Source organism: Erwinia rhapontici (genome assembly GCF_020683125.1).
In the GTDB taxonomy this organism is placed as follows: domain Bacteria; phylum Pseudomonadota; class Gammaproteobacteria; order Enterobacterales; family Enterobacteriaceae; genus Erwinia; species Erwinia rhapontici.
Window position 1 is genome coordinate 4328980 of record NZ_CP085627.1, and the last position, 25875, is coordinate 4354854.

Below are 25875 nucleotides of genomic sequence, written 5' to 3' on the forward strand. Positions count from 1 at the left end.
CCCGGCGTCAGACACAATGACTGACCGGCGCTTATTCAACCGAAAGCGTGCGCGCAGGCTTACTGCTCTTCAGCACGGCCTGTGCAATGCCGCCCGTTCAGCTTCACACTCGGCCCGGCAGCAGCAGCCCTCAAGGTGATCGTTCACCAGCCCCAGCGCCTGCATCAGCGAGTAAGTGGTCACTGGTCCCACCCACGTCCAGCCCCGTTTTTTCAATGCTTTCGACATCGCTGTCGCTTCCGGTGAGGTGTTTTGCGTTTGCCAGTAATGCAGGTCAATGCGCTGTGGGCGATCGGCTGCTGTCGGTTCAAACTGCCAGAACCAGGCTGCCAGTGACCCGGCTTCTGCCACCAGTCTCTGCGCACAGCGGGCATTGTTAATCGCGGAGAGGATCTTGGCGCGGTTTCTGACAATACTTTTATCTGCCATCAGTCGCGTCACATCCTGCTCGTCATACTGCGCGACGAGAGAGAAATCGAAACCGTCGAACGCACGGCGAAAGTTTTCGCGCTTGTTATAAATCATCTGCCACGACATGCCAGAGTGAAAACTTTCCAGACAGACTTTTTCAAACAGCAGGCGATCGCTCACTACAGGCCTGCCCCATTCGCGATCATGATAGTCAGGCATTGTCGCCTGCCAGGCGCAGCAGCGCCGTCCATCCAGGGTTGTTATCAGCCCCTCCTGCTCAAGATGCGCGTTGTCAGATGCCGCCATTTTTCCTCTCCTTTTGATCAACAGTGCTCATTGAGGATAAACCTGGGGTTGCAGAGAATGCTATATGTGAACTGTATTTATCGGCATGGTCCATACTTTCAGGCCATCGCGATCCCGTTCCCCTAAGAAAGGACCATTACTGCTATGAGTAACAACGACTATCAACCAGCCAAAGTCTGGAGCGAGAATAAAGGTCTGGGTGGCACCTGGGGCAGCATTAACCGCCCAACCGCGGGTGCACGTTCTGACGCCAGCCTGCCCGTCGGGAAACACCCGTTGCAGCTCTACTCCATGGGCACACCAAACGGCCAGAAAGTGACCATCCTGCTGGAGGAGTTGCTGGCACTGAACGTGCAGGGCGCGGAATATGACGCGCATCTGATCCGCATTGGTGAAAGTGAGCAGTTCACGTCCGGTTTTGTTGCGGTTAACCCGAATTCAAAAATCCCGGCGCTGCTCGACACCACCACGGTTCCGGGCACTCGCGTGTTTGAGTCTGGTGCAATCCTGCTGTATCTGGCGGAGAAATTCGGGCATTTCCTGCCAAAAGATGCGGCGGGACGTACTGAAGTGCTGAACTGGTTATTCTGGCTACAGGGCGCGGCGCCTTATCTTGGTGGCGGCTTCGGGCATTTCTATCACTATGCCCCGGTCAAAATTGAATACGCCATTGACCGGTTCACGATGGAAGCCAAGCGTCAGCTCGACCTGCTGGATAAGCAACTGGCAGAGCATCGCTACATTGCCGGAAACGAATACAGCATTGCCGATATCGCTATCTGGCCGTGGTATGGCGCGCTGGTGCAGGGATTGATGTATGAAGCCGCAGAGTTTATTGATGCCGCCTCATACAAAAATCTGGTGCGCTGGACCGAAGAAGTCGCACAGCGCCCGGCCGTCAAACGCGGCCGCATCGTCAACCGGACATGGGGTGCGCCGGAAGAGCAGTTGCCTGAACGTCACGACGCATCAGATTTCGACAAACTGGGGCGGTAAAACACCTGACCGGGCAACGTAAACGGGCCGATCGAAAACAATGATCGGCCCCTACACGTCGGGGGCGTGCCTTTTTTTCGGTCCGCCCTTACACTAATTTATCCTGGAGTTCTTTCAGCGATGTGACCTGCCAGGTCGGGTTGATCCCTTCCGGCTGCGCCCGACCCTCAGCATTCAGCCAGCAGGTGGCCAGACCCGCATTAATCCCCCCCAGAATATCTGAATCCGGGTTATCCCCGACCATCAACACCCGCTCACGCGAAGGATTGCCCATGCGGGTCAGCGCATAATCAAAGATCGCCGGATGCGGCTTGGCATAGCCCACCTGCTCAGAAATCACCAGCAGATCAAACACGCCCAGGAAGCCGGTACGTTCCAGACGCGCCTGTTGAAGGGCCGTAAAGCCGTTGGTGATGATGCCTATTTTCACCCTGCCCTTCAGCGCATTCAACAGGTCGACGGCACCAACCAGCGGCGTGCAAATCTCAGCCATTGCGCTCAAAAAGCCACTGTTCAGGTCCTGAGCGGTCACATCCAGCTTCGCGGCCCAGCTCTCAAAACGTTGATGCTGTAACTGCAAGGCGCTGATCGCCCCGTTCTGATAATCCACCCACAGCGGTTTATTAATCGCCTGATAATCATCGTAATCGGCACGGCTAAACTGCACGTCGTACTGCTGAAACAGACGCTGCAAACCGGCAAACGCATCGAAGTGGAATAACGTGTCGTCAGCGTCGAATAAAATCCAGTCCCAGTCTTTTAGCATCAGTGAGATTCCCTGTTAAATAGTTAAAGCCATCATGATCGCGTCTTCTTTACCGTCTATCGTCGGATAATAGTTGCGGCGTATTGAGACTTCATTGAAATCCAACTGCTCATAAAGCGCGATAGCCGCCGTGTTAGACGCGCGCACCTCCAGCCACAGCGTCAGTACGCCGCGCTGTTCCAGCTCGCTAATCAGATGCTGTAACAGCTGGCGCCCGAGGCCACGGCGCTGAAACGCCGGATCAACGGCCAGGTTAAACAGCGTAGCTTCATCCAGCACGACCTGCGTAATGGCAAAGGCGGCCAGCACGCCGTCCACCTCCAGGCGAAAGTTCAGGTAACGTTCGCCCTGATTGCTGGAGAAGGTTTTTTCTGACCAGGGAAAAGCGTGGCTGCGCTGCTCAATGGCAAACGCCTGTTCAAGATCGTTCGGGGTGAGTAAAGAAATCTGATTCATGTTGGCAAATCTGCAGCCAGAGCGCCCGTTTGGCGTCGGCATTGTGATAAAGCTCCGCCAGCAAAGGCGAAGCCAGTTGGGTTCCGGCCAGTGGCACCGGAGCATCGAGCCCTAAACACCAGCTGGCACAGCGGGCGTCATCCGGCAGCATCATAAGTTGGTCAGGGGTAAATATCTGCACCTGCGGCTCATGCAGGTTCAGTGCGCGCAGAACGTCCATCACTAACGGATCGTTCAGCACCGGGGGCGTTTCTGCCACAATCACCAGGCGAATTTCTGCGGGCAAGGTCACCGCAATTTCCCCCTGCAAGGCACGCGGACGCCGCAGCGTATACTGCGTTATGCCCATTTGCTGTAATAACCAGTCACGTCTGGAAGACATCTTTTTTTCCTGTCTGGTCGCCTGATTGCGTCGCCATGCTAGCAAATTCGTCGAAACTGCGCCAACAAACGACTATAATCGCCGCTCTGATTTATAAGGAGCCATCGATGTCCGCATTTACCCCGGCCAGTGAAGTGATACTGCGCCATAGTGATGAGTTTACTGAACGCCGCGTGCTGTTTGCTGGTGACCTGCAGGATGACCTGCCCGCCCAGTTGGAAACGGCACTGAGCCGGGTACATACCCAGCAATACCATCACTGGCAGATCCTCAGCCGTGCCCTTGGGGAAAGCGCCCATTATGGCCTGGTTGCCACCGCTGAGGTGGTCGCCGACTGCGACACTCTGGTCTATTACTGGCCAAAGAACAAACCAGAAGCACAGTTCCAGTTACAGAATCTGCTGTCACTGCTGCCCGTGGGCTGCGATATTTTCGTTATCGGCGAAAACCGCAGCGGCGTTCGCAGTGCGGAGCAGATGCTGGAAGGCTGGGCAACGGTCACTAAGATCGACAGCGCTCGCCGCTGTGGTCTCTATCATGGCCGCCTGGACAAGCAACCGACCTTCGACGTTGACAGTTTCTGGGATGAATACCCGCTCGGCGATCTCACGATTAAAACGTTGCCTGGCGTGTTCAGCCGCGATGCACTGGATATTGGCAGCCAGCTGCTGCTCTCCACCCTTAAACCGCACACCAAAGGTAAAGTGCTGGATATGGGCTGCGGCGCGGGGGTAATTGCTGCCCTGCTGGCCAGTCACTCGCCGAAAGTGCGCCTGACGCTGACCGACGTGAATGCGGCGGCGATTGAAGCCAGTAAAGCCACGCTGGCGGCGAACCAGCTGGAAGGTGAAGTGTTCGCCAGTAATGTCTACTCCGACATTCCGGGCCGCTTTGACATGATCCTCTCCAACCCACCGTTCCATGACGGCGTGCAGACCAGTCTGGATGCTGCACAGACGCTGATCCGGGGGGCCATTACTCACCTTAACACCGGCGGTGAACTTAGGATCGTGGCGAACGCCTTCCTGCCTTACCCACAGGTGCTGGACGAAACCTTTGGCAGCCATGAAGTGCTGTTGCAGAACGGACGCTTCAAGGTTTACCGTGCCGTGAAAGGCCGTCCACCGAAGAAATAATCCTCTGTGACGTGTCGGATGATGGCACCGGGCGAGGCTTGCCTCGCCCCTGGGATTTCAACTCAGAATCCGTAGGGGTCAGGGCCGCATGAGCCGCTTCCGTTGGTTTTCCAGGCGATTGTTTCGACAATAAGAAATAACTGTTGACGTACTTCATAAAATCTCTAGAATGCGCCTCCGTGGTTGCGATATAACGTTGTTATGTTGCGGGTATGCGAAGGTGGCGGAATTGGTAGACGCGCTAGCTTCAGGTGTTAGTGTCCTAACGGACGTGAGGGTTCAAGTCCCTCTCTTCGCACCAAAAACCACGTTGTTCATATTACGCAGCATCTGCGCGAAGGTGGCGGAATTGGTAGACGCGCTAGCTTCAGGTGTTAGTGTCTTAACGGACGTGAGGGTTCAAGTCCCTCTCTTCGCACCAAATGCGGTGATATGAATAGAAAGTTCAACAGGACGCGAAGGTGGCGGAATTGGTAGACGCGCTAGCTTCAGGTGTTAGTGTCTTAACGGACGTGAGGGTTCAAGTCCCTCTCTTCGCACCATGTTGAATCCCTCTGCAGTGACTCCCACGATATCCTTCTGATTTCATTATTCATCCGCCTTATCTTTATCCATACCGTACTTCTGACGCCAAAACGCTCCCTGCTATTTGTTTATCAGCCCGGATGATCTCCGCTGGTCAGATCGTCGTAAAATTCACTGAAATCGCCGCAAGACCGCCAGCCAGTGCGATGCAGGAAGGCAGCAGCATATAGTGGCGCAGACGCTTGTGAAACAGCATCACCACGGTTGCCAGAAATGCCACGACCATCAGCACACGCCACTCACTGAATGACAACTCCATTAACGCCACCAGCGGCATCATGGCGCAAGGAATCAGTACACCCCACCCACTGTCCAGTCTTTTACCGATCATCCCGCTAACCCCACACAACCTCAAATGATAATGATTACCAATAGCATATGATAGTTTTTATCACTTTGCAGCAACATTGTTGAAACTTTGTCCCTGCGGATGACAGCCCCAGGTTTAAGTGGTAAATTGGCAACGATTACCATTCAGAAAAATCTAATAATAACGGCTCTAAACTATTCCAATTACGAGATATCAGTCGAGTCTGCGTGCCAGCACTTTGATATTTCAGGGCAGTCACGAGTAACTATAATGAAATTACAAAGCTACGATGAATTGCTTCACAGCAAGCATCGGCTATCGCTGATGCTATTTCTTTTTTTAAACACAGCTACCGCCATCTTTTGTCTGTTTAATGTTAATAGCATTGCCACATCCATGGTTACTGTACCAACGGCAGCCATCATAATATTGAGCATTACGTTGTTAATATGGATGGTTTTAAAACCTTTAGGTCAATTTCCGCTATTAAATATTGCCGCACTGCTGACAGGATTACTTTGGGCATGGCAAATCGTATTGAAGTATCACCAGAGCTTTTATTTTGATGGCAGCTATCTGCTGATCGCTCTGGTCAGCGTATTCTTTATCAGTGCGATTGCGCTGGGCGATCACCTGTTCGCCTTCTGTCTGCACACCCTCCCGGCGTCTGTGGCGGTACTGGTGCTGGATCACGGCCAGAATACGTTGGTTATCCTCTTTACCATCATCCTGCCGCTGTTTGGCTTTACCCTGCACCATCTGATGCAACGGCGGCGCGATAACTTTACCCGGCGCCTTGTCAGCCAGTTGTATGAAGAGAAAGAGACCTACAGTGACCTGAGCATGTTGGACCCGCTCACCGGGCTGTATAACCGACGCGGACTCAAAAACCGTCTGGAAAATATTCTCGATAATCATGCCGGCAGCCACTTCGTCCTGCTGCTGGATATTGATCATTTCAAAGCTTATAACGACAACTATGGCCATGCGATGGGAGATCAGGCGCTGGCTCGCGTTTCAGTGGCTATCCGTGACGCGGTGCGATCACGCGATATCGTCACACGCTACGGCGGTGAAGAGTTCCTGGTATTATTGACGAATGTTAATGAATCGATTGCGATGAAGCTGGCAGAGCGTATTCGCCAATACGTACTGGATCTGGAAATTCCTCATCGTTTTAATGATCGGGTGGCGACGCATGTCACCATTAGCGCCGGGATTGCCCCGTTGATTGAAGATGACTTTGATAATGCCCTGGCCAATGCTGACCGTGCGTTATATCTGGCAAAAAATCAGGGCCGTAATACCATCCTCTCTCATCAGGATATGATAAAAAAACCGCTTAACCAGCCCGCCGATGCACTTTAAAAATGAAATTGGCCTTTTTTAGGGCCAATTCATTTTAAAAACTTAACCTTTTTTTTAATACAAACTCCCGCCAAACAGCCTACCATTAAGGTATTAGCGCGAATTAAGTTTTTTAATGATTAATATCTCAGTTTATTCTTTACCAGTGAATACCTGTTTTTCCGTTTTACAGACCGCTGACAATATGGCAATTTTATCTCCTTAAAAAGCAGGAGATCAGCATGAGTCTGGAGTCTGTACGGCAGTTTTTTGCCGATCGCGCACCCGAAATTGACATCATTGAACTGTCAGAAAGCACTGCCACCGTTGCCCTTGCCGCCGCCGCCCACCGGGTTGAACCGGGGCAGATTGCAAAAACGCTGTCACTCAAAGTGAAAGACCAGGTGGTATTGATCGTGACCCGTGGCGACGCCCGGCTGGATAACCGCAAACTGAAAGAGGCGCTGGGTGCCAAAGCCCGAATGCTGAACACCGATGAAGTGGTAAGCCTCACCGGGCACCCGGTGGGCGGCGTCTGCCCGTTTGGTCTGGAAAATCCGCTGACGGTGTATTGCGATATCTCGCTCAGGGACTATCAGGAAGTCCTGCCCGCCGCAGGTGCCATCCACAGTGCAGTACGCATTTCGCCAGAATATATGGCACAGCTGACCGATGCCAAATGGGTTGATGTTTGCCAGCCCCCGGCCCTGTAAGCACACAGGGTCAGGCATGCCTGGCCCTACGCGCTGTCGGAGATCTTCACCCCACGCGTTTCGCGACCAAACGCCACAATCAGGCAGATCAGCACCGCCACCGTTCCAGCAACCACCGCCATCGCCATCCCGTAGTTATTCCCGTTGGCCACGGCAATTTTCGATTGCAGTGTGGCATTCACCGACGCCACCAGATTACCCAGTTGATAGACAAACCCCGGCAACACCGCTCGCGCAGTGGCTGGCACCAGTTCGGTTAGCCAGCCCGGTACCACGCCCCACGCGCCCTGCACCATAAACTGCATCAGAAATGCGCCGATACCCACCATCCATGAACCGCTGGAAAACGCCCACAGTGGCAGCACAGGCAGCGCAAGGAAGGCCGCGATCATAATGGCTTTCTTACGGCCAATTTTTTCCGACAGTGAACCAAAGAAAATGCCACCGAGGATCGCCGCAATATTGTAGAAGATGGCAATAATGCTGACCGTGTGGGGATCAAAACCGTGCTGCACTTTCAGGTAAGTCGGATAGAGGTCCTGCGTACCGTGGCTGAAAAAGTTAAAGCAGGCCATCAGCAGCACCAGATAAACGCACAACTTCCAGTGACTTTTCAGCACCGGCAGCAACGCCACCGTCTCTTTACGCTCACGGGCAGCCAGCCAAACCGGCGACTCCGGCACCTTATAATAGATAAACGGCAGCAGCAGAACCGGCACGGCACCAATCAAAAACATGCCGCGCCAGCCTACCAGGCCGTAGCACAATCCAAAGACGATCGATGCCAGCAAATACCCGCAGGGATAGCCCGCCTGAAACACGCCGGACATCAGCCCACGCGAACGGTCAGGAATGGTTTCCATCGCCAGCGAGGAAGCCACGCCCCACACGCCGCCCATCGCCACGCCATAAATGACACGGAATACCAGAAACCATATCAGCGTGGGCGACCAGGCGGAGAGCAGCTCAAAGATAGTGAACGCAATGATATTGAGCATCAGAATCGGACGGCGACCATACTTTTCTGCCAGGCGGCCGAACAGTAGCGCCCCCACAGGCCGCACGGCCAGCGTCAGCATAATCGCCAGTGACACATCGGTAATGCTGACATGAAAATTCGCCGCAATATCGCTGAGGACAAACACCAGAATAAAGAAGTCAAACGCATCCAGCGTCCAACTGCCAAAGCTGGCGAACGCCACGTTGCGCTGAGTCGAAGTCCAGTTAAACATAGGAGAGAGTCCTGTCTTAAAGGCACACAAACAATGTTAATTATTTGTTTATAGCATGTAAGACAGACGTAGATTACGGCGCTTTTGTCAGGGTTCTCTTCAGACTGTAAAAGGCGATGTCATTATGTTAACAGGCTAATAATTATCCTGTTAATTAACATTTCACCACTAAATATCGCGGGCTATCATAGCCTGAAGCCCAACCTGCTGGCCGTATGACAGTTCCAGGGTGTTGCCATCCGGGTCCGCAAAAAACGCCCAGTACCCAACAGGAGCGGGAGACGCAACCGGGGCTTTACGCAGTACCCCTTCTTTCTCAGCCATCACGACTTTAGCGTCAATCTCTTCACGCGTGGCGCAGGCCACACCAAGATGGCCGAAGGGGCCAAGCGGCGTGTCTCTTCTGACCGCCGTCTGCACCAGTACCAACGCAAACGGGCGGGAGAGGTCAGAAAGCCAGGCAACCTCTTGTGCTTCTGGTACACCCGGCTGGCGCTGATGCACCACCTGCATACCGGCGTAACGCTGATAGAAATCGATACTCTTTTGTAAGTCCTGCACTTCAAACGCTACATGGGTGAATCCCACATCGTGAGCACTCATCGCCCGCTCCTTCTCGTATCATCAGATGGGTTTATCATGGCGTGTGCCGGGCAGAGCAAGTGATCGTCAGTGCGGGACAAAACGAGGAGAGCACGGAAAGCGCTATTTATGTGCAGAAAACAAGCAACAGCAAAGGGGCAGGATCACTGTTCGGAAACCAGTCGCACCATCTTCTGCCAGCCGCCATCCTGTGGCAGATATTTATTACCGTAAGTGACGTTAGCAATAGGTTTCAGCACCCACTGACCATCTGCGTTTTTGACCAGCTCATTCGGCCAGGCACGGCACCGATACATTTTCAGATCAACCGCCTGGCTCAACTGATAGTAGTGGCCCTTTTCCGGAACAAAACTGACGATGTTCATGCAGCGGTTCTTACCGCGATTATAGCTGTGATATACCGTGGTTTTTCGGCCCGCATAAATCGGTGTTTCGAAATAATCACTGGTGTAAGTGGCTTCCTTACCGCTGACCTTTGGCATGCCCTGATCCTGCGTATTGCGCAACACCCAGTTGCTTTCACGAATCAGCCCGCCGCGCAGTTTACCGTTCTCCATTTGATACAGGGCATTACTCTCGGTGCTGCCCATAATGCGCAGCCCGGCAACCTCAGCCCCCGCCGGTGGGGGGGTGAAGAATTCCTGCTGTGGCAGCAGGCTACAGCCGCTGAGCAGCAGCACCGCCAGCGGTAATATCCGTTGATAATGCATCGACTTACTCCACAGTATCAGGTCCAGACTTCCTGCCCGTCAGCGGTGATCCACACCAGCCCGGCGGGCGCTTTTGCCAGAAACCAGAAGCCAGTATCATCAAGATCGTCTAACTCATCGTCAGAGTCGGGCTGCGGCCAGGCCTCATTCAGACACTTAAGCTGTTCCTCAACCGTGCCCGTCAGCCAGGTACCGTCGCACGCCAGCCGGACCTGACCGCTCTTCATCAGTTGCTGCAACAGATCAAAGAAAAGCTCTTTTCTCAGGGCGCTGTTATCCGCAATGCTGCGGCACTCAACCTCAAGATGTTGCCAGAGGGCGCCGAGTGACAATCCACGGGCGCTGGCGATCACGGCCTGATAAATGCCTTCTCTTTTCAGCGCACTCAAGGTGCTAAGACTTTGGGAGGCACCTGTGTATCCGGCATTTTTTGCCAGTTTGCATCTTCATGACCATATTTCCCCCCCCAGACGACATCGCTGATACGCTGAAGCTGCCACTCTCCCCGGTTATTTTTTGTCAGCTCATACGGCAAACCACGGCACTGGCGCAGACGCAGGTCAACCTGCAGGCCAAACTGGTAGTAGTGACCTTTCTGCGGTACAAACGTCATCGAACTGCTGCACTGGTTATTACTGCCGTGATACACCAGGCCAATACGGGTTTTTCTGCCCGCTATCACCGGGGTTTCATAAAAATCGCTCCAGGACGCTTTATCCTGTCCACTGGCCACCGGCATCCCGCCGTCCTGAGTGTGAGTTAACATAAACTCACTACTGCGCACCAGCCCCCCCGTAAGCTGGCCCTCATTTTCCTGCTGAATTGACGCCAGCTCGGTGCCGCCAACAATGCGCACCGATGCCGTATCCGGGCCTGGCGCAGGCGGAGTAAAGAACGAATTATGCGGAAACTGGCTACAGCCGCTGGCGGTGACCAGCAGCAGGGACAGCGTGGTTTGACGGAACATCAGCATTTCTCCTTGTGGGCTATCAGGCGGTCAGGGCCAGCAGATCCGCCACCAGCTCGCGGGCATCCTGGCGGTAGTTTTCGCACCAGACTGCCGACCAGTCAGCGGGGCGCCCCTGTTCTTCCCACTCTGCCAGCGCCAGGCCATTGACGATTTCCAGCTCAAACCACAGGCTCTGCCAGGCATCGGCATACTTAACCAGGGCGCTGTCCTGCCACAGAAACTCGGTCTCAGCGACAAAGCTGGCCCAGGCAAACAAATCCTCCGACGCCCGCGCTCCCCGTTCAATCAACTGCGCCTTATTTACCATATTTGACCGTCACCACTTTTCCAGAGCTGTTCGTGACCACCGAGACATTATTGGTGGCATCGTAATAGACCGTTGTATTACCCCGGCTTGAGGTAGCATTGCCTGTTTTAATGGTGTTTTCCACCACCGACGGCATGATGCCACGGTCCTGCATTCTATCTAAAGCGTGACCTGAATACTCGCGGTTGCTGATCGTGCCCACCTCGTTTCTTACCGGCTGATAAGACGGGTTTTTAGGCTGATTCATCTGGTTTTGTTTGCTGCCCAGCGGCAGTGCCGGGTCGCGTACGCTTCCGGTTACCGGCGGCGTCGGCGTGACGTTGCTGCCCGTTCCGCCGCTACCGCTGACAGGACTGCTGACCTTGCTGCTGCTCACCGTCGGGGTGCGTGAGCCCTTAATTCCGCCACTCAGCGCCCCCAGCGCGGCACCGGCCAGAAGCTGCGCTCGCTCAGAATCCATCCCGTAGCGGCTTTGCAACTGCTTCGCAAACTCCGTGCTGGACACCACCCCTTCCGCCTCAATCTGCTGGGCATAGAGTGACGACATGTCGTTCTTCATCTGCCAGGGCACGTCATCGGCGCCCAGCACCCGATCGATCGCCTCGCGAACCAGCATGCCATTGGCCGTCACATCGCCAAAGTTAGCCTTACAGGCCGCCGCATCGGTGGCGCAGACCGCAATCAGCTCATCCTGCTGTTTCAGGCTGAGTTCCTGCATCTCTTTTCTGACCGTGGCGCAGTCACCGCGTGCCTTACATCCCTGAGCTTTCGCAGCAAACTTATCAATCTGCTCAGGCTTCAGGTAATTATTGGTCATCGCGTTGTCGCCCGCCTTGTAGGCATCCACAGCGCCCGCGGTATCGCCGGACACCAGTGAGCCGGTCAGGCTGGTGGCAATAAGAGCCAGGTTCTTAATCGTTTTCTTCTGCTGGTCGTCCAGTTTATCCGTGGCGACATCCGGATAAAGTGACTGATGGATTGCACGGATAGCCAGTTCGCCACCCCCACCACCCACGGCGCCTGCCAGCGCATTCTGCCCACTCATTTCCGCCACCACGCCACCGAGGATCGCATGCGCGAAGGCATTGGTGGCGATCTCCTGCGCAGTCGGATTTTTAGGATCATTAAAGGTCACGTCTTTAATCACCCCGGCAAGATACGGTGAAGAAGCCTGAGCCAGCGCTTTCGCCGGGTCGCCTCCCGCCAGTGCACCAATTGCTGTGACAGCCGCATTTCCCGCTTTAACCCAGGTATCATCCGGGCCGTAGCCTTTCATTGCCTGTTTGTAAGCAGAGCTCTCTTTCACCGCCTTCCAGTAACTCTCACGATCCGCCGCCGTAGCATTGGCCCCCGGTTCTTCACCGACAGCCTCCATCCCCTGCTTGTTGGCATACAGCTGCCGCTCAGTAAGCACGGTGTTCATCGTGGAAGCCGCAATCGAACCAATTAACTGCACTTTTTGCAGGCGTTTCTGCTCCGCGGCCTTATCAAAGATCGGGCTGAGTGTCTGATTGGCATGTTCCACATCACGGCTCAGCGTGCTGACATCCTGCTGCTGGCTGTCGCCATTGCGCACGATCAGCGTGCCATCAGAGACCGCAGAATGGGTGATGCTCGACCCGTCGCCAGACACCTGGGTCGCTGACATTGATGTTGGCGCAATATTCTGGCCCAGTTGCGTCAGCTTCGACGTGGAAGGTGCTTTCTCTTTGGTCTGGTCCTCGCCCGATGCCGCGCTGTCTTTATCCAGATTGAACTGGCTGGTCAGCCCTACACTCACTCCCGAGGTGGCATAATCGGCCTGATTTTGAATATCGCTGAAACCGAGCGTACCGGTATCCAGGCGGTTCTTCGCCGCCTCTGCGGTGCTGCCAATCACCGCACCATTAAGCTGGGTGTGGTTACCGACCGTGACATCGTAGCCGCCGTCACCGGCGAACAGGCCACTTTGTTCCTGCACGCTATCGTAGTTACTGTTGATCTTGTCATTGCTGATCGACAGGCTGCCGCTGGCGGTCATCGAGCCAAGGGTGAAGCTCAGGCCACCGCTGATATTCTGATCTTTTGACTTGTAGTTATTGCTGTCCTGTTCGCTGGTGATCGTCAGATCGCGCCCGACATCAGCCACAATGCGATCGGCACTGACCTGTGCCCCGGTCAGGGTCGTATCCCGCCCACTGAGCAAGGTCACCTTGTTACCGGCATCCAGGGTGGTTTCGTTATGGGTCAGGCCATCGCCATTTTCGCTGCCTTTTCCTTTATTACCATTGGCAAAAATACTGAGGCCGAAGCCGCCAGAACCGACCCCGATACTGGCACCAACGGCACCGCCGCCGCTGCTTTTACTGCTGCTGGAAATCTGGGTATTTTCCGCCGACAGCAGGCTGATATCGCGCGAGGCTGACAGCAGCATCTCATCACCGGCCTGAAGCTGGCTGCCCTGCACGACGATATCGCCATCCTGGGTTGAACCATCACTGCCGTTAGCAAAGATATTCAGATTCTGGGCGGCCTGAATCGCACTGCCCGCCGAGGTCATCTGGTCACTCTGGCTTTCACTCTGTGCCTTTTGCATGCCCAGCGACAGGCTGATACCGACGAAGCTGGTATTGGTCGGATCCTGCACAGCACCGCGTACCGCCTGAGCGGCCTGATAGCCATCCAGACCTGCTTTCACCTGTTGCAGGCGTGCTACGCGGTCATCCTGCTTATCGGTTTCCATCTCGGAAATGGTTTTTGCGGTACTCAGCGCAGAGCCAACCGCGCCGGAGAGCGCCAGGGTCAGACCGCTGGAGCGTGACTCGGTGGTGCTGTGTTTACTGGCACGATTTTCTGCTGAGCTGATTTCAACGTTTTTACCGACCAGATTGATATCGTTACCGGCGATCACCTCCGATCCTTTGATTTTCAGATCGTTACCGGCAATCAGCGTGGTATCACCGCTCACCGATCCCAGCTGGCTGCCCTTCGCCGTCTGCCCTGTGGTTTCATCGGTCGATTTATTAAAGGTTGAACCGACGGTAAAGCCAATGCCACCGCTGCTCATCAGGCCGGACTTGGTTTTCTGCGTCATCGCCCAGCCGTCGCGGCTCTCCTCAGCGGTATCAACGGTCAGGTTATTACCCGCTTTGGCGGTCAGCGAATTGTCTGCCGCAACGTTGCTACCGCTAATACCGAGGTCGTGCCCGGCCGACAGCGTAATATCCTGCCCACCCAGATTGCTGCCTGCCATATTTTGCTGATTAAACCCGGCACGCGTCGTGGTGGTATTGCTGGAGAGGAAGCCCGACCCTTTCACTTTGGAGGCCATATCCAGCGACGACTGCTCACTGGCCGTGCCAATAGTGATGTCATTGCCCGCGGCGAGGCTCAGGCCGCTACCGGCATTCAGCGTGGCCGCTGCCGCTGCAATATTGTTTGCCGCCTGCACGACCACATCACCGGCACCCGTAATTTCGCTGCCCACCGCCGTGGTGTTGCTCTGGCTCAGGTGGTTGTCTTTATTCCATACCACATTGTCGCTGGCACCGGAGTTGACCGTTGTCAGATTCACATCACGCCCGGCAACCACGGTGGTCTGGCTGTTTTCGCCCGTATTCACCACCTTCGCCCCTTGCAGATTGACGTCACGCACCGCCTGTAAGGCCAGTTTGCCATCATCCTGCTGCACATACATGCCCGCCACACGCGACACCGTATCGCGACTAAAGGTGTTGCTGCCGTTGGTGCTTTCCGTATGGGTGGTTTGCGACACGAGGTTGAGATCGCGTCCCGCGCTGGCCACCAGCGAAGTCTGCGCCTGGATGATGCCGCCATTGTTGGTCAGATCGTTGTTCGCCAGCAGTTGCACGTTGCCGCCGCTGATGATCCCGCCCACGTTGGTAATGGTATCGCCGCTGATGCTCAGCAGCTGGGTGGCATTTACGCGGCCCGAGTTCAGCATATTGCCGCTGACACCCACCGCGATATTACGCCCGGACAGCAGCGCGCCGCTGCCATCGATATCGCCCTGTTTCACCTGGGCATAAACCTGCGGCACCAGCACACTCTGACGGCTGCCATCAGCCAGTGTGACATCACGCGCCACCAGCCACACCATATCGCTCGAGATGTTCGCCATCTGGCTGGCGGTCAGCGCCACGCCCGGCACCAGATTAAAGGCTTGCCCGAAAGCGACCCCGACTTCCATCAGCGCCTTGTACTGATCCTCATCGCTCTGATAGCCCGCCAGATAACGCTCGCCGGTCAACTCCACCAGCTGTTCGCGCACCAGGCGCTGCTCGTAGAAGCCATCCCCCAGGCGTTTCTGGGTGATATCAGGATCGGACCGCAGCTGCGACAGCATATAGTCAGAGCTGAGCCAGTTTTTCTGGTTGGTGTAGCGGGGATCGGTTTCGATCAGGTAATTGCTGGAGGACGATGGCAGTGGGTTAAACAAGCTGTTCTCTGGCAGCGTGGTGTCCGGCACCTGTGAGCGGATCACCGTGGCATCGGTGCTGCCCGCGATCTCAATGCGCTGACCGCCAGGCAGTGAAGCCAAGTCCTCACTGTTCAGTAAACCGAGGCTGAAACCGCTGAGCGCAGGCGAACTGCTGTCCACCTTCGTGTTGCCTTTCGCCACGCTCGGTGACAGGGCAATCGACTGGATCTCATCCGGTGGTGTATAAGCGGAGGCATCATGTTTCTGCTTGTCGTGACCTTTCTTGTGGATACGATCCCACTCGATCACCTGCCCCACTTTCTGCACCAGCAGCGTTCCGGCCAGTTCCACGTTGTTCAGGTTGGCATTGCTGACCAGCAGATCGCCCCCGGCAATAATGCGGCTCTTATCGTTAAGGGTATTGTCAGCGTTGATCGCCAGACTGCCGCCCGCAAGGATCTGCGCCGGATCGCTTTCCGTGATCTGTTCCTGCCAGGTGCTCTGGGTGTAAGCATACTGGTAGTAATGATCCTGATTACACACCACGCCGCTAATGCAGATGTGCTGCACTTCGTCATGATAGAAGCTGATGTCATAATCGCTGGTGCCGTAATGCACACCATTATTCAGACCGACCACCATATATTCTTCTTTTTGCTCGTCCGAGAGGTGCACCATCTCGGTAGCAAAGTGGTCGTTAATATTGTTCAGGGTGGCGGTATTGATCAGCATGTTGCCGATAGATTCGATCGTCGCGCTGTGGTTGTTGATCGTCGTCGCCCGGCCGCTGGCGGCATTGTTCTCATCCAGCTGACCACCAATCGACATATCCCCATCGCTGTAAATCAGGCTGTGGGCGCTGTTATTCAGCGTTCCGACACCGAGATCCAGGCGCTGGCGTGCAGCAATGGTCGCCGCACTCTCACCTTCCGCCACGTTATTCAACTCACCGGCCTGGATCGCCAGATGATCGCCATAAATACGTCCGCTGCCGATATTGTTCAGCGTTCCGGCACGCAGCACGGTTTCCACACCGTCAATAATGCCACGGTTGGTCAGGCTGCTACCGACATCCACGTGGGTGATCTGACCACTGATATCGCCACTCTGCTGGTTGTTCAGGCTGGCGGCCGTCACCGCTAACTGCTTGCCGGCATTGAGTTGCCCGGCGTTATCCAGCGCGCCCTGCACGTTAAGGTCAAGATTGCCGTTCGCCAGCGTACTGCCCACGTTACTGAAGTCACCGTTGACCGCCAGCTGCATGTCTCCGAGTGAGAGCAACTGCCCGTTACCGCTCACCGACTGAACGCCGGCGTTGAGGTTTTTCCCGGCAATCACCTTGCCGCCCTCATTATTCAGCGCACCTGCCGTAAGCGTGACGCCCTCCGTCGCCGCAATGCCGCCATTCTGGTTGTTGAGTGCCTGGCCAGCGCTGTCCAGCGTCAACTGCTGGCCAACCATCGTTCCGCCAACGTTGTTAATCCCGGCGCTGCGCACCTGCACCTTGCCCGCCGACTCCAGACGCCCACCGTTATTATCAAGCTGCGCACTGGTCAGGGAGAGATCGCCGCTCAGTGCGGAGATCATCCCGCGATCGTTATTCAGTGCGCCGCCCGAGGTCAGGGTGACGTCCGATCCCGCGCTGCGACTGTCGCTCAGGTCGATCTCTGCAGCCTGCACCGTGAGTTTTCCGGCGGCCAGATTCTGCCCGTTACTCGCCAGTTTCCCGGTGCTGGTCAGCGTCAGATTGCCGCTATTTCCCACGCCGCCATCCGCATTAATCCCCGCGCCGAACACCGAATTTTTACTGCTGTTCAGCTCACCGGCGCTGGCGCGGGTATCGCGTCCGGCGGCGATCAGCCCGTCATTATTCAGCTGTCCGCTGACGCTGGCATGCATATCACGTCCGGCATACAGCGTACCCCCGCTGTTGCTTAACTGACTGCTGGTCAGGGTCAGATCGCCGCTGTGCGCAGAGACCGTTCCACGATCGTTATTCAGCGTGCCCTGAGTGGTCAATGCCACCTCCGCTGCGCTGGTCTGGCTGTCGCTGAGGTCAATATCGGCCGCCTGCACGGTGAGTTTTCCGGCCGCCAGGTTCTGCCCGTGGCTGGCCAGCTTGCCGGTGCTGGTGAGATCCAGATCGCCGCTTTCTCCCAGGCGGCCATCGGTTTTCACCCCACCGCCAAAGACGGCATTTTTGCTACTGTTGATTTCACCTGCACGGGCGCTGGTGTGACGCGCCGCGACCACCATGCCATCGTTGTTCAACTGACCGCTGACGCTGGCACGCGTATCGCGTCCGGCATACAGCGTACCGCTGTTGCTCAGCGCACGACCACTCACCTGAATATCTTCACTGGCGTTGATCTTACCGCTGTTTTCGATATGCCCGTCGGCGCTGAGGGTGACACTACCGGCCTGCGCCCCCAGCGTTCCCGCGTTACGTACGCCAACACCGCTTTCTGTACCAATCAGCTGGATTTTCCCGGCGTACATGCCGCCAAGGTTGGCCACATCCAGCGCCAGCGCTGGCTTCACATCGTTATCACTGTCCGTATTTTTGCTGACGCTGGCGCCGTCAGCGCTGACGCGGTTTTTACCGGTCGTCACTTTCAGATCGCTGGCCCAGATACCACTGTTCACTTTCACCGTGTGCGCAATCAGATCGGTATAGTCCTGGCGGCTGCTGTCCATTCCCGCCCCCTGCACCACAATCTCCCCGCCATTGACCTGATATCCGGTCAGCTGGCCGTTCTGCATAATCGCTTTACCCGTGGTCAACGTGGAACGGTTCGCATTGATAAAACCGCAGCCGTCACAGGTGATACCGGCGGGGTTAGCGATCACCACCTGCGCCCTTTTACCCGCGACTTCGATATAACCATTCAGCTTGCTGGGGTCGCGTGAGTTCACCTCGTTGAGGATCACTTTGGCTTCTCCGCGTGCCAGATAAGGGTTCGCCGCCACCCAGCCGCCCTGCTGCGTCTGTGTATTGCGGTGGGAGTTATTGAGGATCACGCCCTTTTTATCAACGTCGAACTGGCTATAGGTATTACGCGATACGCCACCCGCGCTCGGTGCCTGAATATTCACCTGCGGCGTGCCGTTGGCTGTTTTCCCAATCATCGGCTGCTGGCCGGAAGGCGCACTGCCATCGGCGACAATCCCTGCGGCCTGCGCCTGTGGCATCAGCGCTACCATGCCCAGCGCACCCAGGGTGAAGAATGCCAGCGGGGAGAGCTGGCCAATCAGCTGGCTGAGCGTATGCCCTTCGCCGCTCACCGCCGGACCTTTACCATGACCACGGCCATTTTCGGCCACCACCATCAACAGGCCACGCGCCTTGTTGAAAATTACGCGATACAGATTCTTATTCACCTGGGTTCATCCCTTCCAGTTAATGGCTTGCCAGCGGGGTGTCGCGCTGCCAGCGTGCGAAATCCTGATGCGTTACCGCATCACCACGGAAATTCATAACGCGCAGACCGCGCTCCTCACCTTTGTGATACAGCGAACGTACGCAGTGATGCGGAAATAACGTGCCGCCGACCAGGCGACGCAATGCCTGCTGATCGCCAAACGGCGCAATCCAGTCGCGGATCCACAGACGGTCACCGCTGTTCCAGTCCCGCTCCTGAACGTGAATGCCGGGCTGCGTGAGATAACGCTGCTCGGCTTCATCATCCAGCCAGGCCCAACTGAGGAAAAACACCGGCTTATCGTCACGCATCGCCAGCGCAAACTGCTGATGCTTGATCGCAGGCAGCAGCAGCGTGGGGAGCGCACTGAGGGGAATGTCGCGGTGCTGTGCTGAATGCATCCATAACCAGACGCTGGCACCCAGCACTTCAGATTCGCTGAACCCGCTGCTCAACAGCGGGGAAATCACCTGAAAACCATTAACGGGGATCGTCATATCAGTATTCCCAGCTCAGATTGAAACCGAGGGAGACCGGGCTGGTGCTGAAACCGTCCGGTTTGGAAAACGGCACGCCCGCAAACAGGTCGTAGCCGGTATTCAATACGTTGCCGCGCAGGCCGATGACACCGCCTGCCAGATGGCGACCGACCTGATAATCGATGCCGCCTTTCACTTCGCCATAGTCCGCGCCGAGGTAGAGTTCCTGATTCGGCAACGGGGTTTGCCAGGCGATGTCATTACGTACAAACCAGCCTTCGTCACCGTTCAGAGTGTATTCACCATCGAAGCCGCGTACCGTCCAGCGGTTACCAATGGACATCTGATCCTGCGGTGTCAGCGGAGAATGGGTCATCTGGCGCTGGAACTGCCCGTTATAACGGAAGGATTGCCCCCACAGTTGGAACGGCGCATTCAGCTGCACGGAAAGCTGAATAATCTTCGCCAGCCCGGTGCCTTCGCCATAGCTCTCTTCCGGTGCTGGTTCCGCGCCAAACCAGCGCGTCCCGCGCTGATAGCTCACGCCGGTATCCAGCGTGGCCTGGCCGATATAGTGACGATGCTGCAAACCGAGACGCCAGGCGGCGGTCTGACGACGCTGCTGCTCAATCTCGGTATCTTCGATGTAGTTGCGCGACTGGCGCGTCATCACTTCATAGCTGAACGAGGTTTTCTGGCTGCCGCTGCGGTGCAGTACGCGCCCCAGCTGGAGGTTCATGCTTTTGCTCTTACCCTTGTATTGGTAGTCAAAACCACTGCCCAGACCCGACTGGTGGTAGTCGTAGTCGCTGAAGGTGACGCCCGTCGTCCAGTAACCAAACGGCACTGAGTAGTGGATCAGGGTATTTTTGCTGCCTTTGTCGCCGCCCTGCTCTAAATCCTTACCTGCGGATACGTAGAACATATCGCTGAGTGACAGAGGATTATCGAGGTAGAGCGTCAGGCCGCCCTGATAGCGCCCGGTACTTTTGCTACCGGAGTCATCCAGCGTGGCACCGAGTCGCCAGTGGCGCGACTGCTTCCAGCTGACGTTGATATCACTTTCGCCCGGCTGCTCACCGGGAACAATCTGCATATCGGCCTGCACGGTGGGCAGGCGCTGTAAGTTTTCCAGCCCCTGTTCAATATCACGCAGATCCAGCAAATTCCCGGCATGGGCCGGCATGGCGCTCCAGAGCTGAACGTAACGATCGCTGTCTGGCGTCAGACGGACATTGCGCACCTTGCCCGGTACCAGCAACAGCTTCAGGGTGCCGCTATTAATATCCTGGGGCGGGGCCAGCACGCGGGCGGTGACGTAGCCGTGATCCACCAGACGGTTCTGCAAGGCACTCATCAGCAGGTTAATACCCTTACCGCCAAGGCACTGTCCCTGCGCCTGATCGGCCAGCTTTTGCAACGGCATCCAATGCGGGAACGCCTCTCGCCCCTGTAACTCGATATGTTGCAGGGCAAAGCACGGCTCTTCAGCAGGAAACTGAATACGGCTGAAAAAGCTGCCCGGCGCCTGTAAACGGACGTCCGGGGCAGGAGGTGCCAGCTGACGTTCAGTGGCGCGCTGACGTTCCTGCTGGTTAATTAATTGCTGATCGCCGATCGTGGCAGCAGCCACATTCGTGACATGAAAGAGACTGATAATAACGGCCAAACTACTGAGACGAGCAGGGGTTATCCCGTCTTTTCCAGACGCAATCCGTAGCATAGTAATGCCCTGAGCAAGGTTTATTATTTATACGATGTTGATGCCAGGTACTTTAACGATTTCTTATCCAGGATTGTTCCTAAACTTACATAACGCTTACAATTGAATGATGGTTATAACAACAACAACATAAGGAAAATCCTAATATCAGGCACAAAAATTAATGTAAAAAATGTTATTTATCATAAATATAATCTATACATTAGAAAAAATACAAAAATACACATAAGTCAAATCACCCTCAGGGAATTAACCGGAAACAAGTAGAAATAGTTAAGATTATTCCTCAGTTATATAGCGCCGACTGGCCCTTAAATTGTCGATATTAAAAACGGAAACAGAGATTACCTTTCCCCTGTTCTACTAAATTAAAGTACACTCCTTGCGGTATTCCTGCTGAAAGAAAAGACGTGTCACTGATCTCATTTTCTGCCCCCCGCAATCGCCTCGCCGCCTGGCTTGGTCTGCTGGCAATACTGCTGCTGTTTATTGCTCCGGTGATTTCAAAATCACTGGCGCAGACGCGCGGCAGTAACAGCATGATGATGATGCATCATGGGATGGCGATGGACATGTCTGAGATGCCGGACATGCATCATGATATGGACGCCACCTCCACTAGCGCGACGAAACAGGAACATCATCCGATGTCGATGATGGATGACAGCGCCTGCGGTTATTGCGTGCTGCTGGTGCATCTGCCGCTCGACCTGATGACACTGCCGCTGCTGTGGTCGACATTACAGGCCGCCACCCAGCCGGATGTTCCTCTTTTTCAACCCGTGGTGGCGCGTTTTGTTCCCCGCTTCTTCCATCCCCGCGCCCCGCCTCTCTTCCTCACCGCACGCTTCAAATAACAATTGATCTGTGGGTTCCCCCACAGTCCCTGCGAATGCCTGTAAAACAGGCTGATGGAAGAGACAATGTCAGAAAATATCCGACGTGCGACCACGCACGCCACCCGCAGCAGCAGCGCGCTGATCCCGCTGCTGCGTCGCCTGCATTTCTATATCGGGCTGTTTATCGCCCCCTTTATCTTTGTCGCGGCCCTGACCGGCACGCTGTATGTGCTGACGCCTCAGCTGGAAAATGTGCTGTATCAGTCACAGCTGTTTACCTCATCAACCGGACCGGACCAGCCGATCTCAGCCCAGATCGCCACCGCCAGTGCCCTGATGGGGCCGAAGGCCAAAATCGCCGCCGTGCGCCCGGCACCCCATCCCGGTGAAACCACGCGCGTGATGTTTGCCAGTACCGATCTCGGCCCATCGGAAACCCGGGCGGTGTTTGTTGATCCAAAGACGCTGGAAATCCGTGGCGAAATGACGGTTTACGGCACCAGCGGCGTTCTGCCATTCCGTACATGGCTGGATTATCTGCACCGCAATCTGCTGCTGGGTGACGTGGGTCGCAATTACAGCGAACTGGCGGCGAGCTGGCTGTGGATTGCCGCACTGGGGGGGGCCCTGCTCTGGGCCACCAGCCGCACGCCGCGCCGTAAACCCTTGCGATCTCCCCCAACGCGCGCCCAGCGTCTGGCGGGGCAACGCCACTGGCACACAACGCTGGGTCTGGTATTGCTGCTCGGGCTGGTGTTCTTCTCCGCCACCGGGCTGACCTGGTCACGCTGGGCCGGGGATAATATCTCCCTGATGCGCAATCATTTTGGCTGGATGACGCCCTCGGTGAATACCGTGCTGCATTCTGAATCCGCGATGATGATGGATATGCCAATGGATGAGCATGCGGAGCATAAAGGCCACATGATGATGACGCAGGATGCCGCTCCGGCTACGGTCAATCCGGCGCAGTTCGATGGCGTGCTGAGCGCAGCGCGTGCGGCGGGGATTGATGCGGCCAAACTGGAGATCCGTCCGTCATACCGGGCTGATAAAGCCTGGACGGTGAATGAGATTGACCGCCGCTGGCCAACGCAGGTCGACAGCGTAGCGGTAGATCCGCAGAGCAACGCGGTGATTGATAAGGTGGAGTTCGCCAACTTTGGCCTGCTGGCCAAACTGACGCGCTGGGGCGTGGATGCCCATATGGGCGTGTTGTTCGGGGTGGCGAATCAGCTGGTCCTGGCACTGTTTGGGGCCGGGCTGTGCGTGATGATTGTGATTGGCTATCGCATGTGGTGGCTGCGCCGCCCGCAGGGTGGGCAGGTTTCCCCACTGGATACGCTACTGGGCTGCTGGCAACCGTTGTCGATTAGCGCACGTTTTCTGCTGCTGGTGATCACGTTGATTACGGCGGTCTGTTTGCCGGTGATGGGCGTGAGTTTGCTGGTGTTACTGGGCGTGGATGTGTGGCGCTGGCGGCGTGCAGTGCACGCCTGATCATCAATACGGGGTGACCGGAAAAAAGGGTCGCCCCCTGAGGGATCCCCACTCATTTTTTGTGGCTGACAGTTTGGCTTCAGGTCTGAGGCCAGTTTAAGCACGCCGGATCGGCAAAATCCACGGGCAGGCTTTACGCTAACGGCTTCGCCAGATAATGCTCCAGCATCGCCAGCAACAACTGGTTATCCACCGTCTGCAACACATGCACCTGGCCACCCTGCGGCTCACCGATGCCCACATCCACACGCAACGGCTGACGGAAACGCCATGACTTACCGCGCGTCATCCCCTCGCGCAGCTCCACGTCGACAAAATAATCCGCCGCCGTGCTCACTCGCTGGTTCAGCAACCAGGCCACTACCAGCGCATCGTGGATCCAGCAGCCCGGCAGATGACGGGTCTGAATCGAGTAATCAATCCACGGGCGCAGCGTCTCGGTGACAAAACGCGCCAGCGGTGTATCAATCTGTGCAATGCGATTCAGATCCTGATGCGTCATCAGCGTTTGACTGGTCACATCCATCGGCACCAGCGTGATATTCGCGCCGCTGGTCAGCACCTTATGTGCGGCCTCAGGATCAATGCCGAAGTTGGTGTCTTTAATAAAATCATCCAGCGCAAACACACCGCCCATAATGGCGATCTCCTGCACCGCATCGGCCATCTCCGGATAACGTTCTAACGCCAGCGCCACATTGGTCAGCGGACCAATCGCCACCAGGGTGATTTTCCCCGGATTCGCGCAAATCAGCTGGCCCATCGCATCCGCGGCTTCCAGAGCCGGGGCGGTAAAAGACTGCGGCTGACGCACGCCGCGCCACAGATGCGCCAGCTGGTTGCTGTGCACCCGCTGATCTAACGCTTCGCGCCACGGTTGCGTCGGCTCGCATAAGGCCGCATCGGCCCCTTTCACCACCGCTACCGACTGCCCGATACGCTCCATCAGATCTTTCACCACGCTGTACCCCACCTGGCTTGGGGTATTTCCCGCCACGGTGGTGATCAGCTCCAGCGAAATTTCCGGTGCAGCCAGCGCCAGTGCAATCGCCAACCCGTCATCGACGTTGGCCCCCGTAATACCATTCCCCGGATCACAATCAATAATTAATCGTTTCATATCGTTATCTTATTATCGGCCAGCTTGCAGCCACAGGACTCGCCAAGTTCAAGATGATGAGAGAACTCACTCAGCATGCTCTCCCCTTTCCACGCCGCCAGCATGTTGATAGCGGTCTTTGCCATCTCGCGCACGGGTTGACGAACAGTCGTCAGCGATGGCACATGATAGGCAGATTGATCGGTGCCGTTAAAACAGACCAGCGCCAGCTGATCCGGCACGCGGATACGGTGTTCAGACAAAGCACGAATACAGCCAATCGCCTGTGCTTCGTTCGATGCAAACAGAGCACGCGGGCGCGTCTCGCTCTGCATCATGCGCTGTGCGGCCTGATAGCCACCCACGCGGGTATAGGGGGTATGGAATATCCACTCCGGGCGTTCTTCCACGCCATGATCCGCCAACGCATCGCGCCAGCCTTGCAGACGATCCTGCGTATTCAGCATCTCCGGCGGGCCGCAGATAATGCCGACATGCTGATAACCGTGGCTCAACAGATGGGCCGTCACCTGACGCGACGCCTCGCGTTCATCCACGCGGATCACATTGACCTGCAAACTGGGATCAACCCGGTCGAGCATCACAAACGGAGTGCCGCTGGATTGCAGAAGATCAATATAGGGATGGCGGTCAACGCTGATGTAAAACAGGCCATTCACCTGCTGGCCCAGCAGATTGTTGATCAGCTGCAACTCGCGTTTTCGGCTGTCACCGGCATCGCCCAGCAGCATCACCATATCGTTCGCCAGCGCCTGCTGTTGCAGCTCATGGGCCAGCGAAGCAATAAACGCATTGCCAATATTCGGCACCACCAGTCCATAGGTTCTCGTGGTGCCTGAAGCCAGCGCACGCGCCACACTGTTCGGGCGGTAACCGGTGCTTTTAATCGCCGCCAGCACGCGTTCACGTGTCGCGTGCGCAACCGGTCGCGGTCCGTTATTCACAACGTAACTCACTACGGCAACGGAAGTTCCGGCGACTTTTGCCACATCTGCACGGGTAGCACGATGATGAATCTGTTTTGCCACAGGCAGTCTTCCTCACAAATAAACAGCGTCGGGCCGGATAACAATCCGGCCCGTGAGTCCCTTAGATAATGCAATTAAGGGAAAAAGAGCGGGGGAAAACCCACACTCTTTTCC

The 25875-nt window shown here is 56.0% G+C and carries 22 protein-coding genes and 3 tRNA genes; 9 read left to right on the forward strand and 16 right to left on the reverse strand.

Features of this window, described 5'->3' with window-relative positions; genetic code table 11:
- Positions 1–69 precede the first annotated feature (69 nt).
- On the reverse strand, positions 70–717 hold the full coding sequence (locus LJN55_RS19955; protein WP_227535121.1) for a DNA-3-methyladenine glycosylase I: 648 nt from the start codon (positions 715–717) through the stop codon (positions 70–72).
- A 144-nt stretch (positions 718–861) separates the two neighbouring features.
- Here LJN55_RS19955 and yghU point away from each other — a divergent pair, with 144 nt between their 5' ends.
- Positions 862–1713, forward strand: a complete 852-nt coding sequence (yghU, locus tag LJN55_RS19960) for a glutathione-dependent disulfide-bond oxidoreductase (protein WP_227535122.1) — start codon at positions 862–864, stop codon at positions 1711–1713.
- An 88-nt stretch (positions 1714–1801) separates the two neighbouring features.
- Here yghU and yjjG read toward each other — a convergent pair whose 3' ends face one another.
- Genes yjjG through LJN55_RS19975 form a run of 3 tightly spaced genes read right to left on the reverse strand, consistent with a single transcriptional unit; the run spans position 1802 to position 3317 of the window.
- Positions 1802–2479, reverse strand: a complete 678-nt coding sequence (yjjG, locus tag LJN55_RS19965) for a pyrimidine 5'-nucleotidase (RefSeq protein WP_227535123.1) — start codon at positions 2477–2479, stop codon at positions 1802–1804.
- Between the two features lie 15 nt (positions 2480–2494).
- Positions 2495–2935 carry a ribosomal protein S18-alanine N-acetyltransferase gene (gene rimI, locus LJN55_RS19970; RefSeq protein WP_133842410.1) on the reverse strand — a complete coding sequence of 147 codons (441 nt, stop codon included), beginning with the start codon at positions 2933–2935 and terminating at the stop codon, positions 2495–2497.
- Positions 2898–3317, reverse strand: a complete 420-nt coding sequence (locus LJN55_RS19975; RefSeq protein WP_133842411.1) for a DNA polymerase III subunit psi — start codon at positions 3315–3317, stop codon at positions 2898–2900. The genes rimI and LJN55_RS19975 overlap by 38 nt, the downstream gene beginning before the upstream one ends.
- Before the next feature lie 107 nt (positions 3318–3424).
- On the opposite strand from LJN55_RS19975, the gene rsmC reads away from it, so the two are divergent.
- The 4 genes from rsmC to LJN55_RS19995 all read left to right on the forward strand — a co-directional run bounded on the left by rsmC (position 3425) and on the right by LJN55_RS19995 (position 4995).
- Entirely contained in the window at positions 3425–4453 is a 1029-nt protein-coding gene (gene rsmC / locus LJN55_RS19980; RefSeq protein WP_159336852.1) for a 16S rRNA (guanine(1207)-N(2))-methyltransferase RsmC, read from the forward strand.
- Positions 4454–4667: 214 nt separating this feature from the next.
- Positions 4668–4754: transfer RNA gene (locus tag LJN55_RS19985), tRNA-Leu, on the forward strand.
- A gap of 33 nt (positions 4755–4787) precedes the next feature.
- Positions 4788–4874 (forward strand) — tRNA-Leu (locus LJN55_RS19990).
- Between the two features lie 34 nt (positions 4875–4908).
- Positions 4909–4995: transfer RNA gene (locus tag LJN55_RS19995), tRNA-Leu, on the forward strand.
- A gap of 137 nt (positions 4996–5132) precedes the next feature.
- On the opposite strand, the gene LJN55_RS20000 is transcribed toward LJN55_RS19995, so the two are convergent.
- Positions 5133–5369, reverse strand: a complete 237-nt coding sequence (locus LJN55_RS20000) for a DUF1435 domain-containing protein (RefSeq protein ID WP_133842413.1) — start codon at positions 5367–5369, stop codon at positions 5133–5135.
- 249 nt (positions 5370–5618) lie between these two features.
- Between LJN55_RS20000 and LJN55_RS20005 the strand changes: the two genes are divergently transcribed.
- Positions 5619–6716: a GGDEF domain-containing protein gene (locus tag LJN55_RS20005; protein ID WP_133842414.1), complete on the forward strand. Its 1098-nt coding sequence runs from the start codon at positions 5619–5621 to the stop codon at positions 6714–6716.
- A gap of 221 nt (positions 6717–6937) precedes the next feature.
- A complete protein-coding gene (locus tag LJN55_RS20010; RefSeq protein ID WP_133842415.1) occupies positions 6938–7408 on the forward strand; it encodes a YbaK/EbsC family protein in 471 nt (156 codons plus the stop codon).
- Between the two features lie 26 nt (positions 7409–7434).
- Here LJN55_RS20010 and LJN55_RS20015 read toward each other — a convergent pair whose 3' ends face one another.
- From LJN55_RS20015 to LJN55_RS20055, 9 genes are all read right to left on the reverse strand, one after another.
- Positions 7435–8640, reverse strand: coding sequence for an MFS transporter (locus LJN55_RS20015; RefSeq protein WP_171149246.1), 1206 nt, complete (start codon positions 8638–8640; stop codon positions 7435–7437).
- 168 nt (positions 8641–8808) lie between these two features.
- On the reverse strand, positions 8809–9243 hold the full coding sequence (locus LJN55_RS20020; protein WP_212813289.1) for a VOC family protein: 435 nt from the start codon (positions 9241–9243) through the stop codon (positions 8809–8811).
- 143 nt (positions 9244–9386) lie between these two features.
- Complete coding sequence (locus tag LJN55_RS20025; RefSeq protein ID WP_227535124.1) at positions 9387–9953, reverse strand: hypothetical protein; 567 nt, start codon at positions 9951–9953, stop codon at positions 9387–9389.
- A gap of 17 nt (positions 9954–9970) precedes the next feature.
- Positions 9971–10342 carry a DUF596 domain-containing protein gene (locus LJN55_RS20030; RefSeq protein WP_320443509.1) on the reverse strand — a complete coding sequence of 124 codons (372 nt, stop codon included), beginning with the start codon at positions 10340–10342 and terminating at the stop codon, positions 9971–9973.
- Complete coding sequence (locus LJN55_RS20035) at positions 10339–10920, reverse strand: hypothetical protein (RefSeq protein ID WP_227535126.1); 582 nt, start codon at positions 10918–10920, stop codon at positions 10339–10341. The genes LJN55_RS20030 and LJN55_RS20035 overlap by 4 nt, the downstream gene beginning before the upstream one ends.
- A 22-nt stretch (positions 10921–10942) precedes the next feature.
- Complete coding sequence (locus tag LJN55_RS20040) at positions 10943–11230, reverse strand: hypothetical protein (RefSeq protein ID WP_227535127.1); 288 nt, start codon at positions 11228–11230, stop codon at positions 10943–10945.
- A complete protein-coding gene (locus LJN55_RS20045) occupies positions 11220–19031 on the reverse strand; it encodes a two-partner secretion domain-containing protein (RefSeq protein ID WP_227535128.1) in 7812 nt (2603 codons plus the stop codon). Before LJN55_RS20045 ends, LJN55_RS20040 begins: the two co-directional genes overlap by 11 nt.
- A gap of 19 nt (positions 19032–19050) precedes the next feature.
- On the reverse strand, positions 19051–19569 hold the full coding sequence (locus tag LJN55_RS20050) for a toxin-activating lysine-acyltransferase (RefSeq protein ID WP_133842423.1): 519 nt from the start codon (positions 19567–19569) through the stop codon (positions 19051–19053).
- A 1-nt stretch (position 19570) separates the two neighbouring features.
- A complete protein-coding gene (locus LJN55_RS20055) occupies positions 19571–21274 on the reverse strand; it encodes a ShlB/FhaC/HecB family hemolysin secretion/activation protein (RefSeq protein WP_227535129.1) in 1704 nt (567 codons plus the stop codon).
- Between the two features lie 410 nt (positions 21275–21684).
- Here LJN55_RS20055 and LJN55_RS20060 point away from each other — a divergent pair, with 410 nt between their 5' ends.
- Together LJN55_RS20060 and LJN55_RS20065 are read left to right on the forward strand one after the other, a co-directional pair.
- Positions 21685–22131, forward strand: coding sequence for a DUF2946 domain-containing protein (locus tag LJN55_RS20060; protein ID WP_227535130.1), 447 nt, complete (start codon positions 21685–21687; stop codon positions 22129–22131).
- 54 nt (positions 22132–22185) lie between these two features.
- Positions 22186–23613 carry a PepSY-associated TM helix domain-containing protein gene (locus LJN55_RS20065; RefSeq protein ID WP_227535131.1) on the forward strand — a complete coding sequence of 476 codons (1428 nt, stop codon included), beginning with the start codon at positions 22186–22188 and terminating at the stop codon, positions 23611–23613.
- Between the two features lie 133 nt (positions 23614–23746).
- Here LJN55_RS20065 and LJN55_RS20070 read toward each other — a convergent pair whose 3' ends face one another.
- Both LJN55_RS20070 and LJN55_RS20075 read right to left on the reverse strand, forming a co-directional pair.
- Positions 23747–24733 carry a nucleoside hydrolase gene (locus LJN55_RS20070; RefSeq protein WP_133842427.1) on the reverse strand — a complete coding sequence of 329 codons (987 nt, stop codon included), beginning with the start codon at positions 24731–24733 and terminating at the stop codon, positions 23747–23749.
- On the reverse strand, positions 24730–25761 hold the full coding sequence (locus tag LJN55_RS20075) for a LacI family DNA-binding transcriptional regulator (protein ID WP_159336848.1): 1032 nt from the start codon (positions 25759–25761) through the stop codon (positions 24730–24732). Before LJN55_RS20075 ends, LJN55_RS20070 begins: the two co-directional genes overlap by 4 nt.
- Between the last annotated feature and the right edge of the window lie 114 nt (positions 25762–25875).